Origin of the sequence: Parerythrobacter aurantius (genome assembly GCF_045291475.1) — a bacterium.
Taxonomy (GTDB): Bacteria; Pseudomonadota; Alphaproteobacteria; order Sphingomonadales; family Sphingomonadaceae; genus Parerythrobacter; species Parerythrobacter aurantius.
Map to the genome: position 1 here is coordinate 1,074,129 of NZ_CP147985.1, position 14,715 is coordinate 1,088,843.

Consider the following 14,715-nt stretch of genomic DNA (forward strand, 5'->3'; position numbering starts at 1 on the left):
GGATCACAGTGCGGTTTCGCCCGTTTCGCCGGTGCGAATGCGGGTTGCGTTGGCAAGGTCGAGCACGAAAATCTTGCCATCGCCGATGGCATCGGTCGCTGCGGTCGCTTGGATGGTCTCGACGATCTGCGGTGCGAGGCCGTCGCTGGCGGCAATCTCGATCTTCACCTTGGGCAGCATGTTCGTGGAATATTCGGCCCCGCGATAAATTTCGGTCTGGCCCTTCTGCCGGCCGAAGCCCTTGACCTCGGTCACGGTCATACCGGCGACACCGATCTTCCCGAGCGCTTCACGCACCTCGTCGAGTTTGAACGGCTTGATGACGGCGATGATGAATTTCATCGGGTCCCCCTGATGGATGGCCGGGCCAAGTCCCGGTCTTCGCACATGCAGCAAGACACGTGCCAAACCGCGCTCAGGGTGTTCGACGGGCGCGCGCAGGTGTAAGCGCGCACGATAAATGCCTATTTTCTAGGCATCGCCTAATATTTGTGCTTCGAGCCATATGGGCAAGTGGTCGGATGCGACCGCAGCCGTTGCGCTGTGGTGCACCCCATGGGAGGCGACTTTCCAGCCGGGCGAAAGGGCGATGCGGTCGAAGCGCGCAACGGGGCGTCGACTGGGGAAACTGGGGCCCGGGGCGATCACGTCCCACGCGCCGAAATGCCTGATCGCCCCGCTTTGCGCCGTCCACTGGTTGAAGTCCCCCAGCAGCACAGTCGGGCAAGCCGCAGGGTGCGCCTCGCAGTGCCCGAGGATCGCGCGGACCTGGTCCGACCGGCGCAGGCCGGACAGGTCGAGATGTGTGCCGACGACGCGGAAGTTGTTGCCGCCATGCGCAAGCACGGCGCAGACCGCACCGCGCGGTTCGAGCGTCGGGATCTCGAGCGGCTCGCTTTCGACAACGTCGATATCGCGCCGAACCAGCAAGGCATTGCCGTGCCAGCCGATCGAGCGAGGCCGGCGGGACACCGGCACCACTTTCCAGTGCGTATCATCGAGCGCGGCCCGCGGCAGCACGCTTTCGCGTTCCCCGAACCGCCGGTCGGCCTCCTGCAGGGCGATGACATCGGCATTGATTTCGCGCAGCACGGCGATGATGCGGGCAGGATCGCGCCGGCCATCGATCCCGACCGCCTTGTGAATGTTGTAGCTCGCGAATTTGAGTGCCGGCATCCCGCCCATGCTAGTCCGGCCGCGTCCCCGGCGCGCCTTCGATGTAGCGATCGGTCGCACGCGCGGGCAGGCCGTCGATGCTGGCGATGCGGGTACTCATCTTCGCCTCCCACTCGCGCGGGTCGGACCCTGCATGCGCCTTGAGCAGCGTCTTGCGCTCGGCCTCCATGCTCATCAGCGGAACGCCCCAGCCGCAGCTGGTCTGGACGCTCTCGACATCGATGACGAAGATCTGCCGCGTGCCCGGCATCAGCGTGAAATGCGCGGCCAGCGCGTCCCATTCCTCGTCCTGCGGCAGCACGGCACGGCCCCGCCCATAAATCCGCAGGATCAGCGCCGGCTGCTGGAAATTGCAGAACATCAGCGTGATGCGGCCATCGGCCCTGAGATGCGCGTGGGTCTCGTTGCCAGACCCGCCCAGATCAAGATAGGCCACCACCGTGGGTGTCAGCACGCGAAAGGCGTCGTATCCCTTGGGGCTGAGGTTGATCCGCGCGCCCGGCGCCGAAGTGGCGACGAAGAACACGGGCTGCTGATCGATCATCGCGACATGCTTGTCGCTCAGCGCGTCGAAGAATTCGGCCATGACGCGATGCTACGCGGCATCGCCAAACTTGTCACCGCTCCTTGGTGGCGGAGAAGGTCAACTCGGGGTTTTTCTCGGCCTGGTAGTTCACGTCCCAGGGGCTCTTGGCAAGGAACACCAGGTCGCCGTCGCGGTCGCGGGCAAGGTTGGCGCGGTTGAAGCTTTCGAACTCGGTCACCGCCTTGCCGTCGCCCTTGACCCAGCGCGCGGTGGCGAAGGGCGAAGCTTCGAGGAAGGCATCGACCTTGTATTCGGCCTCGAGCCGGCTGATCAGCACTTCGAGCTGGAGCTGGCCGACCACACCGACGATCCACTGCGCGCCGATTTCCGGATAGAATACCTGGATCACGCCCTCTTCGGAGAGGTCGTCGAGTGCCTTGCGCAACTGCTTGGTCTTGGTCGGATCGCGCAGCACCACGCGGCGCAGGATCTCCGGCGCGAAATTGGGTAGGCCGGTAAAGCGCACCTGGTTCTTCTCGCTGAGCGTATCTCCCACCCGCAGCGTGCCGTGGTTGGGGATGCCGATGATGTCACCGGCCTCGGCGGTATCGGCCAGCTCGCGGTCCTGCGCGAAGAACAGGATCGGCGAATGGATCGCGATCGGCTTGCCGAGGCCGCTCGGCGTCAGCTTCATGCCGCGTTTGAAGGTGCCCGAAACCTGCCGCATGAAGGCGATCCGGTCGCGGTGGTTGGGGTCCATATTGGCCTGCACCTTGAAGATGAAGCCGGTCACCTCGTCATGGCCCGGGCTGATCGTCTGCTCGCCGGCCGGTTGCGGACGCGGCGGCGGGGCATAACGGGCAATCGCGTCGATCAGCTGCTCGATGCCGAAATTCTTGAGCGCCGAGCCGAAGAACACCGGAGTCAGGTCGCCGTTGCGATAGGCTTCGAGATCGAACTCGGGATAGCCGGCCTTCGCCAGCTCCAGTTCCTCGGCGAATTGCTCGGGGATGGCCGCGCCCATGTCGACCTTGCCGAGGAATTCGCGCGAGCCGCCTTCGGGCCGTGCGATGCCGCCGGTCGCGAAGTCGAGGATGCCCTCGAACTGCCCGCCCATGCCGATGGGCCAGCTCTGCGGCGAAACGTCGAGCGCGAGCTGGTCGGCCACTTCGTCGAGCAGTTCGAAGCCCTCACGCCCTTCGCGGTCGACCTTGTTGACGAAGGTGATGATCGGCACGCTGCGCAGGCGGCACACCTCGAACAGCTTCAGTGTCTGCGGCTCGATGCCCTTTGCCGCATCGATGACCATGATGGCCGAATCGACCGCGGTCAGCGTGCGGTAGGTATCTTCGGAAAAGTCCTCGTGCCCCGGTGTGTCGAGCAGGTTGAAGGTGATGGTTTCAACCCCAGAGTCTGTGGCATAGTCCTTCTCGAAGGTCATCACGCTGGAGGTGACCGAGATGCCGCGCTGTTGCTCGATCTTCATCCAGTCGGACCGCGCCCGGCGGGCCTCGCCGCGCGCCTTGACCGCGCCGGCCTGATGAATCGCACCGCCTTGCAGCAGCAGTTTTTCCGTCAGCGTGGTCTTGCCCGCGTCAGGGTGCGAGATGATCGCGAAGGTACGGCGGTTGGACATAGGTTTTCCAGCGCGCGGGGTTAGCCGCGCAGCTCCGCTCCCAGTTTCGCAGCCGATGCAACCAACGCGTCGGAGATCGCCTTGATCTCGGCATCGGTAAAGGTCTTCTCGCCCGGTTGCAGCGTCGCTTCGATCGCGACCGACTTCTTGCCCTCGGGCACGCCCTGCCCGGCGAAGACATCGAAGATGCGGGCATCGGTGATTGCCGCCTTGTCGGCCCCGCGCACCGTGCGGGCCAGTTCGCCGGCCGCAAGGTCTGCGGGCACGAGGAAAGCGAAGTCGCGGGTGATCGATTGCAATGCCGGCGGGGCATAGGCCTCGCGCGCGAAGCCGCTGCTTTTCTTCGCCGGAATGGCGTCGAGGAAGATCTCGACCGCCACCACCGGCCCATCGATGTCGAAGGCCTTGAGCGTCGCCGGATGCAGCGCACCGAAACGGGCCAGGACGTTCTTGGGCCCGAGCCGCAGCGTGGCCGACTGGCCCGGGTGGAACTGGCCTCCCGCCTCGCCGAAGACCATCAGCTTGTCGACCGGGGCACCCGCCGCCGCGAGCAAGGCCTCGGCCTCGGCCTTGGCATCATAGGCATCGAAGCCCTGCGCCTTGCCGTTGGACCAGCCGCGCGGGGTCTTCTCGCCCGCCAGCACCACGCCCAGCGTCGGCTTCTCGTCGCTCGAACCATCCGCCGCGCGGAAGTACCGCCGCCCGATTTCGAACAGGCGCGAGCCGTCGGCGCCGCGATCGGCGTTGCGCTTGGCGGCGGCGAGCAGGCCGGGGATGAGCGAGGGGCGCATCGCCTTCATGTCCTCGCTGATCGGGTTCTCCAGCGCCCACAACGGCGCGCCGTCAGCGAAGTGTTCTGCATCGGGCACGGGCAGGAACGACCAGGTCACCGCCTCGTGCATCCCGCGCGCGGCTGCAGTGCGGCGCAGCTTGCGCTCGAGCGCCTGTTGCGGGGTCGCCGTAGGCCGCGCAACGCCATCGGCACGCGGCAGGGCGGCGCTGGCAACATTGTCGAGCCCGACGATGCGGACGACTTCCTCGACGAGGTCGGCCGGGCCTTCGATGTCGTGGCGGCGCAACGGGCAGGTGACCTGCCAATCCGCGCCGACCTCGAAACCCAGCGACGCGAGAATACGCTTTTGCTCGTCTTCGGCGACATCGATCCCGCCGAGACGCTTCGTCAGCGTAGGGTCGAATGTGACCACCAGCGGCTCGCTCGGCGCAGCACCGGCGCGAACGACGTCCGAGGCCTCGCCCCCGGCCAGCTCGACGATCAGCCCCGTCAGAAGGTCGAGACCCTCATCGAGGAATGCCGGATCGACCCCGCGCTCGAAGCGGGTGCGGGCATCGGACGACAGGCCCAACTTGCGCCCGGTCACCCCGATGCGCTCCGGATTGAAATAGGCGATCTCGAGCAGAACGTCGGTGGTGTCGTCGCCGACCCCCGAATGCTCGCCGCCCATGATCCCGGCGATATCGTGCACGCCGTTGTCGTCGGCGATCACCGTCATGGTGCTGTCGAGCGTGTAGGTCTTCTCGTTGAGCGCGAGCACCTCCTCGCCATCCCTGGCCCGCCGCGCGACGATGGCGCCGGTCAGCTTGGCGAGGTCATAGGCATGCGCCGGACGGCCATAACCGAGCATCAGGTAGTTGGTGAGGTCGACCAGCAGCGAGATGGGCCTCTGGCCCGCGCTGATCAGGCGCTGCTGCAGCCAGTCGGGCGAGGAACCGTTCTTCACACCCTTGACCACGCGGCCGTAGAACGCCGGGCAACCCTCCGGATCGTCGGTCCGGATTTCGACGGGGCAGGCGTCCGCCGTCTCGAACGAGGGGATCGCGATCGGCTTGAGCGTCCCCAGCCCAGCCGCCGCCAAGTCACGGGCGATGCCGTAGACGCCCATGCAATCGGGGCGGTTGGGCGTAATCGCCACATCGATCACCGGGGAGGCGCCATGGTATTCGGCGAAGCTCGTGCCGACCGGCGCATCGGCGGGCAGTTCGATGATGCCGTTGTGCTCGTCGCCCAGCTCGAGCTCGCGCACCGAGCACATCATGCCGTTCGATTCGACCCCGCGGATGGCGCTCTTGCGCAGTTCCATGCCATTGGCGGGGACGACCGCGCCCGGCAGGCCCAGCACACCCTTCATGCCCGCACGGGCATTGGGCGCACCGCAGACGACCTGCAGCGGAGTGCCTTCACCGGCGTTGACGGTGAGCACCTGCAGCTTGTCGGCATCGGGGTGCGGCACAGCGGTCAGCACTTCGGCGACGCGGAATCCGGCGAGCTTCTCCGCCGGATCCTCGACTCCTTCGACCTCATGGCCAATGCGGTTGAGCCCCTCGACGATCTCCGTCAGGCTCGCCGTGGTTTCGAGATGGTCCCTGAGCCAGGTCAGCGAGAACTTCATGCCCGTGCTCCCACGCCTGCCGACAGGGTCGGTTGGTCGAACGGGCTGAAGCCATAATGGCCCAGCCACCGCGGATCGCCGTCGAAGAAGGCGCGCAGATCGTCCATGCCGTATTTCAGCATGGCGAGCCGGTCGACGCCGACGCCGAAGGCGAAGCCCTGCCACTCGTCAGGGTCGAGCCCCGCCATCTCAATAACGCGGCGGTTGACCATGCCTGACCCAAGCAGTTCCATCCAGCCATGGCCCGGCGCATTGCCGTCTCCGCCAAGGACGCGCCTGATCCCATTGGGCCCGCCGACATCCTGCCAACCCACATCGACCTCGACCGATGGCTCGGTGAAGGGGAAGTAGCTCGGGCGCAGGCGCAGGACGATATCCTCACGCTCGAAGAAGGCCTTGAGGAAGGTTTCCAGCGTCCACTTGAGGTGGCCGAGGTGGATATCCTTGTCGATCACCAGCCCTTCGATCTGGTGGAACATCGGGGTGTGGGTGGCGTCGCTGTCAGACCGGTAAACCCGGCCCGGCGCGATGATGCGGATCGGTGCGCCCTGCGCCATCATGCTGCGAATCTGCACCGGTGAGGTATGCGTGCGCAGCAACATGCGGCGACCCTCTGCATCCACATCGGGAAAGTAGAAGGTGTCATGCATCGCCCGTGCCGGGTGAGTCTCGGCCATGTTGAGCGCGGTGAAATTGTGCCAGTCGTCCTCGATCTCCGGCCCCGTAGCGACGGAGAAGCCGAGATCGGCGAAGATTTCCGCCAGCTCGTCCATCACCTGGCTGACCGGATGGACCGAGCCCATCGGCGAGGCCGGAGCGGGCAGCGTCAGGTCCAGCAATTCGGTGGCAAGGCGCGCTTCCAGCGCCGCGCTTTCCATCGCATCCTTCTTCGCCGCCAGCGCATCGGCGACGGCGGTGCGCAGGCCCTGAACCTTCGGCGCCTCGGTCTGGCGCTGTTCCGCACTCATCGCGCCTAGCGTCTTCATCAGGCCCGAGATCGAGCCCTGCTTGCCGAGGAATTCCACCCGCAGCGCTTCGAGCTGGGCAGCATCGCCCGCCGCGTCGATGCGCGCCAGCGCGTCCTGCTGCAGTGTTTGCAAATCGGTCATTCGGTCCTCGGCTTCAGTCTTGCGCGGTGCCTCTAGCGGCATGTGCGCAATTGCTAAAGCCCAGTTTCGGCCTCGCGCGGCCGGTCGGGATGGAACAGTGCCTGCATGGCCACGCCTGCGCCCGCACTGGTCACTGCCACCGCTGCGCCGACGACCGGGTGCGACAGACCGGCATATTCGCTCGGCGTCATGTGCATGATGGCGCGGAAATCGCGAATGAATTGCGCCTGATCCCAGTAATTGGGGTCGAGCGAATTGATCCAGCGCAGCGAGGGATCGAGCATGTATTTCCCGAGGCTGCGCAGGAACCTTTGACGGCGCAGCAGGGCACCGGGCGAGAACCCGAAGTGCCGCTTGCAGAAGCGCCCGAGCGTCCGGTCGGTCATGTTCACCGCTTCCGCCAGTTCGGCAGCGGATGCGATGTCTTCCGACACGATGTGCAGGTGCACCGCCTGCACTCTTGCCTCGACCGGTCGCCGTCTGGCCAGCAGGGGACGAAATGTCTGTGCAACCAGATCGGCCGCCTGCTCCATGTCGTCGATCTCGTGGCGCAGCGTCGCGAGCATCGCCGGCAGAGACGGATCGAGGGCGCAGGCGGCGGTGTCGGCGAAGCGGTTGGCCATCCCGTCCGCAGGCTGGTCGATGAACCGGGCCCAGCCTGCCGGGGTCAGCCCGATGCCCCAGAACCGCCCACCGGCGACGCGCAGGTGGGTGACCCGGTCCGTCGCGCCCGACAGGATGTTCGCGGGAACCTTCGCCAGCGGCGCGGTGCCGATCGCAGCCGTATAGGTCTCCGCACTACCTGTCCTGAGATTTGCCTCTTCCGGCGGCAACCAGTCTTCGATCACTGTCTCCGCATCGACCTCCGTCCTGTATAAGGACGAGATGTAGGGCGCGAGATCGGGCGCCACGGACGAGAGCCGCAGGCGCAGGCCGTCGTGCGAGTATTCCGTTGTCGGCAATATCCTATCGGCCACGCAACCCTCTTTTCCGGTCGACACTATGGAAGATTGTAAAAGGGTTGCAAGCCCATGATTGCAAAGGCGCTTTCGCATTAGCGCTGCGTTCGCCTCGCTGTGGAGGAGGTCGGCTCAGGCCTCCGGGATGGTGTTTCCTGGCCGGCCAAGCCCAGCGCCCCGAGAGAACGCGCGCAAGTCATGGCCGGTCGCCGCCGAAAGCGCATCGATCTTCGCGTCCATGCCGCCAGCATCCGCCATGGCTGCCTCCAGCTCGACCCGCTTCGCATCGACCAGGAAACGGTACCAGAAGCCCTGTAGCACATGGTAGATCAGCCCCGCCTTTCCGTCGAGGAAGCCAAGTTGGCAGATATACCGGTAGAGGAAGTAGAGCAGCGGCCCGATTCCGGTCGGCAGGCGATTGTACCAGCCGGTTTTATGCGCCCGTGCACGCCGGGCCTGCGCGGTACTGGCGAGGGCTGCACCGTCGCACGCCTCGAACAGCCCGTATTTGCCGATCAGCGCATCGAGCGCCTCGCGCGTGGCATATCCATTGTGCTTGTCGGTGAAGTAGCCGAGACCATGCTCGTTCTGGTCGACGAAAGTGCCCGGGACGTGCAGGATTTCGCCTTGCTCGACGACGATGTGTTCGTCCATCCAGCGCTGCTCTATGTTCCCCAGGCCGGTGCGCCAGATGCGCAGCAATCGCAGCGGCCAGCGCCCGCCATGCCGGATCCAGCGGCCCATGAAGTGGTGTTGCCGATCGAGGCTGATGGCCGTCGTGGCGGGATCCAGCCCCGGCAGGAGACCGGACAGGGTAGCGACGAGATCCTCGCCCAGCCATTCGTCGGCATCGAGCCGCATGGTCCAGTCGGTGTCGATTCCGCAGTTGTCGAGCACCCACTGGAACTGGTCGGCGTAGTTGAGCCACGCCCGTTCGACCACCTCGGCCCCCTGTGCGCGGGCTATCTCGACCGTGCGGTCGGCAGAGCCGCTGTCGACGACGATGGTCCGCATCGCCAGCGGCGCAATGGAGGCAAGGGCCCGGGCGAGGTGGCGCTCTTCGTTCCGGGCCAGAATCACGACGGTGAGCGAGACACGGCTGCGAGCGATCGTGGGGGCGGACGACATGGCCAAGCCTTAGCCTCCGCCCCCGCCGCCCGCTAGAGCGACGCGCGTTCCCGCAGGTGATGGCGCAGCAGGCTCGCGTTGACCGCGCCGAGCGCGCGGTTGCCGTCGGCATTGTAGTGGAAATTGTCCCACCCGACGAAGCGCGGCGCATTGCCCCAGGTATCCGGGCCTACGGTCTCGCCACCTGCAGGGACGTGGCCGGTCACGAAACAGGGGCCGACCTCCCTGACCGGTTCGCCGACGGCGTGGGCGTAACGGGTCGCACCGTCGAAGCCGTAGATCAGCCGTCCGGCGACATAGCCGACGCTGGTGATCGCGACGCGTTCGCGCGTTGCCCCCGTCCCGATCTCGACCACCGAACCGACGCGCAAGTTCGTTGAAGGGCTATCCGTTGCAGTGTTGCAGGTTATCCCGTTGGGATAGCTGACGGTGGCCGGGTGGCCGTCATTGCCAGGGTTGCCGGCAGGCACGGCCATCACCAGGCTCGTCTCGACGCCAACGGGGTCGCCGCCGAAGGCCAGCGGCAGTTCGACAGGGGACAGCCAGCTCCCGCCGCCCTTGCCAATCCCGGCGCGTATCGCATCGAGGACATCAAGGGACCCGGAAGGCCAGCTCTCGATCCCGAACGCGGTGTTGGCCCCTCCCACGACGAGGGTCTGCGGCAGATGGCGGCGGATCCTTTCCACTGTCAGCTCCGCCGCGGCCTCGACGGCGGCAGGGGATTTGCCCCAATCGTTGAGGCCGGCCTGGATGAAGACGACTTCCGGGCGATAGGGCACGAGGTCGGGGAGTACCCGGTCTGGCAGCGCGAGCGCCGCGCCATAGCCATCGGCAACGAAGCCGGTCCCGCCCACGCCGCTCGGCCAGACATCGTCCCAGCCCAGTGCGTGGCCGAACCAGACCGGCCAGTTGGCCGGGTCAGGCGTCGTGAAGCTGTCGCCGAACACGATGCAGCGCGGTCCGCGAAGGCTAGCGGCATAAATCGTGTCCGACGGCGCGGTGAAGATGCCGCAAAAGGCCATCTGCCAGGAAATGATGTCGATCCGGCGGCAGGCGACGGAACCGAAATCGACCGAGACCAGCGTCTGGCCTGAGGTGACGTGGGGTTCCAGCGACACGAACCTGTTGTCGACCCGCAGGAGGAAGCCGAAGGGGTTGTTCTGGACCTCGATCTCCAGCCGGCTGCCTTCGTGATGAAACGACCATTGCTGGCCAAGCCCCGAACGTTGCCCCGGCAGGCCGTAGGTGCAGGTTTCCGCGTCGGCAAATCCATAGCCTGCCGGTCGCGTGCCCGGCAGGCCGCGGCAGAAACTGAAGGCGCCGCCCTGCACCGACGAAGCGATGGGGTAGAAGACCGAACCGCTCGATGACGGCCAGTAGCGGGGCAGGGTGGCAGCAGGCGACTGCGTGATGACCGGGGCCGGATCGGCAAGCTGCAGCGGGGCAAGCTGGGGCGGCAGCAGCGCGGGCCGGGCCGGGGCCGGGCGGGGGATGTGCAGCGCCCCCATCAGTCGAGCACCCAGGCGGTTACCAGCGCGGACGTCTGCTCCGCCTGCAGCGAAACGACCGCCAGCGGCAAGAGGGTGAGGCCGGGCGACAAGGTCAGGGACAGCGACGAACCACTGCCGAGGATGAAGGTGGCCGACCCCGCGCTGTCGCAGTCCACCAGCAAGCCGCGCCCGGGAGCCACTGGCGAATCGGGAAACAGCGGGCGCGCATCCGTGTAGGCCCTTTCCGCGACGGGCAGGGGATGGGACGGGCCGACGCTCTCGGCAGGCTCTCCGATGTTGCCGGTGGCGATTGCGGTCAGGGGAACAAAGCGTGCGGGGTGCCGCACGGGGGGAAGGGTTTCAGGCATGACGACTCCTTTCGAGCCGCCCCGCTAACCGTTTTGGTTACCTGTAGGAAAGTTCTTTCACCAATATTTATCGGGCCATGGCTGCAATGACCTGCTTTGCTGTTTCGCGGATGTCGAAACGATCCCGGAACAGCTGCGCTGCCCGCATGCCCATCGCCTCCCGCTCTTCGGGCGCAAGTGCCTGTATCGTGCGCAGGGCCTGCGCGGTGCAGGCGGCATCGGCCGTGGCCACGACCCCGGCGCCACTGGCGCTGACATGGTCGTGGATGGCAACCTGGTCGCTGATCACCACGGGCCTGCCGCAGCCCAGCGCCTCGGCAACGGCAACGCCGAAGTTTTCCTGGAACGACGGCAGGACCATGGCATCGCAGGCGTGGAGCGCCCCCCACTTGGCCGCCCCGGACAGCATGCCCGGCCAGTGGACCCGCCCGGCAACCCCGAGCGCCGCCGCCCTCGATTTCAGCTGCGCGACATAGGCAGGCTCTCCGGGACCGGCCATGACGAGTTGCAGAACCGGGTCGATGGTCGCTGCGGCAAAGGCTTCGAGCAGGATTTCGCAGCCCTTCTTGGGATGGAGCCGGCCGAGGAACAGCAGGTAACGATTGGCTGCAAGGGTCGGCACGGCATGCCCGAACGCGCTGCGCATGGCCGGATCGAAGGCCGGCGGGCGCGCGGTCCCGAACCCCACGACGCACTCGCGCATGTCGCGCCATCCTGGCCAGGCGCCGGCGGCCAGCGCCCGCTCCGATTCCGCGGTGAAGAACACCGCTTGCGCGCTCCGCAGCAGGGGTCCCTCGTTGACGCGGAACAATTGCCGCTTGACCCATTCCTTGCGCGGCTGGGCGGTGCGGAACCAGGGGTCGAGCATGCCGTGCGGGAACACCCCGTAGGGTACCTTTCCGCCCGGAAGCGCGAGGCGCGCCGCAAGCGTCGCCGCATTCCAAAGGCCATCGACGATCACGGCGTCATAGGTGCCGACATTCCGGCGCAACCATCCGATTGCCCCGCCCGGCCAGGTAAGGCGGTTCGCGCTGCGGTGACCCATGGCGAAAACGGGCGAGGGACAGGACCGGACCCAGGGCTCTTCGGGCGGATCGAGGGTCAGGAGATGCTGCACATGGCCGAGCTCGCGATAGGCCTCGCCCAGCCGCAACACCCCTTCCGTGACCCCGCCCTTCGCCGGGTCGCAATCGGCGACGACATGGAGGATTCTCACGCGCCCGCCCGCGCCCCCTGGCCTAACGGCGCGCGCGATGCGCCGCGCCGGAACAGGGGAGCGAGGACCAGCCTGCCACCATGGATGGTGATCGTCCACGACAGCACGACCAGCTGGAATGCCACCAGCACGCGCTCCGTAGCCCCGAACGGGCTGAATAACACCGACCAGACCAGAGAGACCGAGCAATAGACGACCAGGGGCATCAGCGGCTCGACCCGCCTCAGCAACGAATAGAGCGCTACGAAAGGCAGCAGCAGAACCCACAGCCAGAACAGCCCCCCGGCGATGCCGGCCTCGACCCATGCCCCCATCAGATAGCTGTGCGTCGGGATGAGCCGCTGCTTGCCCTGCCCGGGGTCGAATACGGGAAGGCCCAGCTTCAGCTTGGTGGCGTAGTGCAGGCCGACGTAATAGGGGTCCTTCGCCCAGCTGCCATGGCCGATGATAGGGGAATCGGCGATGGCCCGGACGGACACCAGGCTTTCGGTCCGTCCGCCCAGGAGCAGCGGCACCTCGCCCGAAGTCTGGTCGCGATACTTGATGAGCGCCTCCCGCCCCAGCGCGCCGGTCTCGACGGCTTGCCCGTAAATCCCGGTCGCGCCGACCGCTGCGGCCACGCCGAACAACAGCATCACCGAATAGATCCCCGCCGTCAGGCGCTCGCGAAGACGGACTGAACGGGCGAACACCAGTGCCGCCGCGGCAAGGATGGCGCAGATGAACAGGACCCCGAAGGCCGACCGGGCGGATTGCAGCAACAGGAACACGGCGATCGCCAGGAACAGCAGCGGCGCGAGGTACCTGAGGCGGGGAAAAACGACCGACGCGATCACGAGGCTGCCGATGGTGAGGAGAACCAGCGCGCGATCATAGCCGAATTTCCAGGCGTCGCTCTCGAAATCCTCCGGCACGCCGAAGATCGCGGCGACACCGACCCCCATCGCGAAGGCCACGAGATAGGCCCGGCGACGCGGCAGCCAGAGCCAGAGCGCGAACAACTGCGCGGCAAAGAAAACGATCTTGGCCCATCCGCGCATGAGGTCTTCGATCGGCGTTGCGCGGTACAGGTCGGTCACCACCTGGCCGGTCAGCCATACGCCCAGCAGCACCGCAAGCGGCCAGATACGCGCCAGCCTGGCGTAGGCATCCGGCAGCCGGAGCAGCAGGACCAGAAGCAGGGGGAATGCCAGCAGGTCGATCAGGTAGAGCTGGCCCACGAGCTCGAACATGACGAGCTGACTGAAGGGATAGAGGAAAGCGATCAGGACCCACGGGTCCATCCGGACGGTGGGCTCTGCGGCAAGGCGTGGGGGCGCGAGACTGGCACGAGGCGTCGGCGTCGGCAGGCGCAAGGCCCCGGGCGGCGGATTGCGCGGCGTACGGCTCATCGAGGCGAACCCGCCAGTGTCGCCTCGACGCTGTCGACGAAATTGCGCAGGATCGCCTCGCGCGACCAACGCTCATCGGCCCGCCCACGCGCCGCCTGCCCGAGCGCTTTGCGCCGGGGCCCGTCCTCGGCGAGGCCGACCACTGCCTGCGCCAGCGACGCGGCATCGCCAGCGGGCGTGCGGATGCCGCAGCCCTCCATTTCCAGCGCCAGCGAAGTTCCCTCGTCCGCCGTCGCGATGACCGGTCGCCCCGAGGCGAGCATGTTCGCGAGCTTGGACGGCAGCACCAGGTCGGCCGCATCGGCGAGTTGGGGTAGGAGATGCATATCGGCCATTGCGAGCAATTCCGGCAAGCGTTCGCGCGGCTGGAGCGGGCGCCAGTGCAGGTTGGACGAGGCCGCGGCCGCAGCGCGCACTTCCCCTGCTGCCGGCCCTTCGCCGACAACCGCGAGGTGAATGTCCCTCCTGCCCTCCAAGGCCCTGGCCGCCTCCAGAATGATCCCGATCCCCTGCTTGCGCGCGAGATTGCCGGAATAGAGCGCCAAGGTTCCTTCGGGCAAGCCGAGACTGCGGCGCATCGCGCTGCCCTCGGCGGCTTCCGCCCCGACCCCGGGTTCGGCCCAGTTGCGCAGCTCCATCAGCCCGTCCCCGTGTCCGCGCTTCTGCCCGGCTTTCGCCAGCATGGCCGGGCCGATCGTGCTGACCCGGTCGAAGCGCCGCAGTACCGCGCGCTCGAAGCGCAGGCCGAGCCGGGTAGCCGCGCCGGGCAGGAGCCCGGTGGCGAGCGCGGCTTCCACTTCGAAATCCTGGATATGCAGCCACGACACGGCCCCCGATCGCCGCGCCAGCCGGAGAGCAACGGGCGCGGCCAGCAGGGACGGGGCGATCGCGATGACGAGATCGGGCCTGCCGCCTGCATGCCTCGCAAGGGGGGCCAGCCCTCGCCGGGCGTTGGCGGCGAAGCTGGCATAATGGAGCAACCGGCTGACGGTCCCGGGGTTGGGCGGGACATGATGCGGGACGCGCAACACCTCGACTCCGCTCTCGTGCGAAAGGCGGAAGGACTGCGGGTAGTCGTCATAGCGCCGCCATTGCGGGTAATAGGGGACGCCGCAGACCACGCCCACGCGGTGCCCGCGCGCGGCCAGGGCTTCGGCCCAGCCAGCCGTGTAGGGCCCGATGCCGATCGGCTCGGGCGCGTAGTTCAGCCCGACTAGCCAGATCGACGCCATGGGGCTGCTATCGGGCCGGTGCGAACGAAAATCCAGTCCCGCACGCCCGTGGATGCCGGGAAAGGGTGCCGCACGG

General features: G+C 66.9%; 13 protein-coding genes. All 13 read right to left on the reverse strand.

From position 1 onward, the window contains the following. Positions 1–3: 3 nt before the first annotated feature. The gene (locus WAB17_RS05315; RefSeq protein WP_435418977.1) at positions 4–342 is read right to left on the reverse strand and encodes a P-II family nitrogen regulator; all 339 of its coding nucleotides are present in this window, start codon (positions 340–342) and stop codon (positions 4–6) included. 129 nt (positions 343–471) lie between these two features. Further along, the gene (locus WAB17_RS05320; protein WP_435418978.1) at positions 472–1,176 is read right to left on the reverse strand and encodes an endonuclease/exonuclease/phosphatase family protein; all 705 of its coding nucleotides are present in this window, start codon (positions 1,174–1,176) and stop codon (positions 472–474) included. Positions 1,177–1,186: 10 nt separating this feature from the next. Next, a complete protein-coding gene (locus WAB17_RS05325; RefSeq protein ID WP_435418979.1) occupies positions 1,187–1,762 on the reverse strand; it encodes a pyridoxamine 5'-phosphate oxidase family protein in 576 nt (191 codons plus the stop codon). 31 nt (positions 1,763–1,793) lie between these two features. Continuing rightward, positions 1,794–3,338 carry a peptide chain release factor 3 gene (locus WAB17_RS05330; RefSeq protein ID WP_435418980.1) on the reverse strand — a complete coding sequence of 515 codons (1,545 nt, stop codon included), beginning with the start codon at positions 3,336–3,338 and terminating at the stop codon, positions 1,794–1,796. Positions 3,339–3,358: 20 nt separating this feature from the next. Then, entirely contained in the window at positions 3,359–5,746 is a 2,388-nt protein-coding gene (pheT, locus tag WAB17_RS05335; protein ID WP_435418981.1) for a phenylalanine--tRNA ligase subunit beta, read from the reverse strand. After that, positions 5,743–6,855 carry a phenylalanine--tRNA ligase subunit alpha gene (gene pheS, locus WAB17_RS05340; RefSeq protein ID WP_435418982.1) on the reverse strand — a complete coding sequence of 371 codons (1,113 nt, stop codon included), beginning with the start codon at positions 6,853–6,855 and terminating at the stop codon, positions 5,743–5,745. Before pheS ends, pheT begins: the two co-directional genes overlap by 4 nt. A gap of 53 nt (positions 6,856–6,908) precedes the next feature. Further along, positions 6,909–7,832, reverse strand: a complete 924-nt coding sequence (locus WAB17_RS05345; RefSeq protein ID WP_435418983.1) for a helix-turn-helix domain-containing protein — start codon at positions 7,830–7,832, stop codon at positions 6,909–6,911. A gap of 114 nt (positions 7,833–7,946) precedes the next feature. After that, positions 7,947–8,942, reverse strand: a complete 996-nt coding sequence (locus tag WAB17_RS05350) for a glycosyltransferase family 2 protein (RefSeq protein ID WP_435418984.1) — start codon at positions 8,940–8,942, stop codon at positions 7,947–7,949. A gap of 32 nt (positions 8,943–8,974) precedes the next feature. Beyond that, positions 8,975–10,450 (reverse strand): SGNH/GDSL hydrolase family protein, encoded by a 1,476-nt coding sequence (locus WAB17_RS05355; protein WP_435418985.1) that lies wholly within the window; start codon positions 10,448–10,450, stop codon positions 8,975–8,977. Beyond that, entirely contained in the window at positions 10,450–10,800 is a 351-nt protein-coding gene (locus tag WAB17_RS05360; RefSeq protein ID WP_435418986.1) for a hypothetical protein, read from the reverse strand. Before WAB17_RS05360 ends, WAB17_RS05355 begins: the two co-directional genes overlap by 1 nt. 67 nt (positions 10,801–10,867) lie before the next feature. Next, a complete protein-coding gene (locus WAB17_RS05365) occupies positions 10,868–12,016 on the reverse strand; it encodes a glycosyltransferase (RefSeq protein ID WP_435418987.1) in 1,149 nt (382 codons plus the stop codon). After that, on the reverse strand, positions 12,013–13,407 hold the full coding sequence (locus WAB17_RS05370; RefSeq protein ID WP_435418988.1) for a hypothetical protein: 1,395 nt from the start codon (positions 13,405–13,407) through the stop codon (positions 12,013–12,015). The genes WAB17_RS05365 and WAB17_RS05370 overlap by 4 nt, the downstream gene beginning before the upstream one ends. After that, positions 13,404–14,639 carry a WcaI family glycosyltransferase gene (locus WAB17_RS05375; RefSeq protein WP_435418989.1) on the reverse strand — a complete coding sequence of 412 codons (1,236 nt, stop codon included), beginning with the start codon at positions 14,637–14,639 and terminating at the stop codon, positions 13,404–13,406. Before WAB17_RS05375 ends, WAB17_RS05370 begins: the two co-directional genes overlap by 4 nt. Between the last annotated feature and the right edge of the window lie 76 nt (positions 14,640–14,715).

What these genes read in the sequence shown, in the direction of transcription:
- WAB17_RS05315 (WP_435418977.1), bottom strand. Translation starts at nt 342, where the DNA reads ATGAAATTCATCATCGCCGTCATCAAGCCGTTCAAACTCGACGAGGTG.
- WAB17_RS05320 (WP_435418978.1), bottom strand. Translation starts at nt 1,176, where the DNA reads ATGCCGGCACTCAAATTCGCGAGCTACAACATTCACAAGGCGGTCGGG.
- WAB17_RS05325 (WP_435418979.1), bottom strand. Translation starts at nt 1,762, where the DNA reads ATGGCCGAATTCTTCGACGCGCTGAGCGACAAGCATGTCGCGATGATC.
- WAB17_RS05330 (WP_435418980.1), bottom strand. Translation starts at nt 3,338, where the DNA reads ATGTCCAACCGCCGTACCTTCGCGATCATCTCGCACCCTGACGCGGGC.
- pheT (WP_435418981.1), bottom strand. Translation starts at nt 5,746, where the DNA reads ATGAAGTTCTCGCTGACCTGGCTCAGGGACCATCTCGAAACCACGGCG.
- pheS (WP_435418982.1), bottom strand. Translation starts at nt 6,855, where the DNA reads ATGACCGATTTGCAAACACTGCAGCAGGACGCGCTGGCGCGCATCGAC.
- WAB17_RS05350 (WP_435418984.1), bottom strand. Translation starts at nt 8,942, where the DNA reads ATGTCGTCCGCCCCCACGATCGCTCGCAGCCGTGTCTCGCTCACCGTC.
- WAB17_RS05355 (WP_435418985.1), bottom strand. Translation starts at nt 10,450, where the DNA reads ATGGGGGCGCTGCACATCCCCCGCCCGGCCCCGGCCCGGCCCGCGCTG.
- WAB17_RS05360 (WP_435418986.1), bottom strand. Translation starts at nt 10,800, where the DNA reads ATGCCTGAAACCCTTCCCCCCGTGCGGCACCCCGCACGCTTTGTTCCC.
- WAB17_RS05370 (WP_435418988.1), bottom strand. Translation starts at nt 13,407, where the DNA reads ATGAGCCGTACGCCGCGCAATCCGCCGCCCGGGGCCTTGCGCCTGCCG.
- WAB17_RS05375 (WP_435418989.1), bottom strand. Translation starts at nt 14,639, where the DNA reads ATGGCGTCGATCTGGCTAGTCGGGCTGAACTACGCGCCCGAGCCGATC.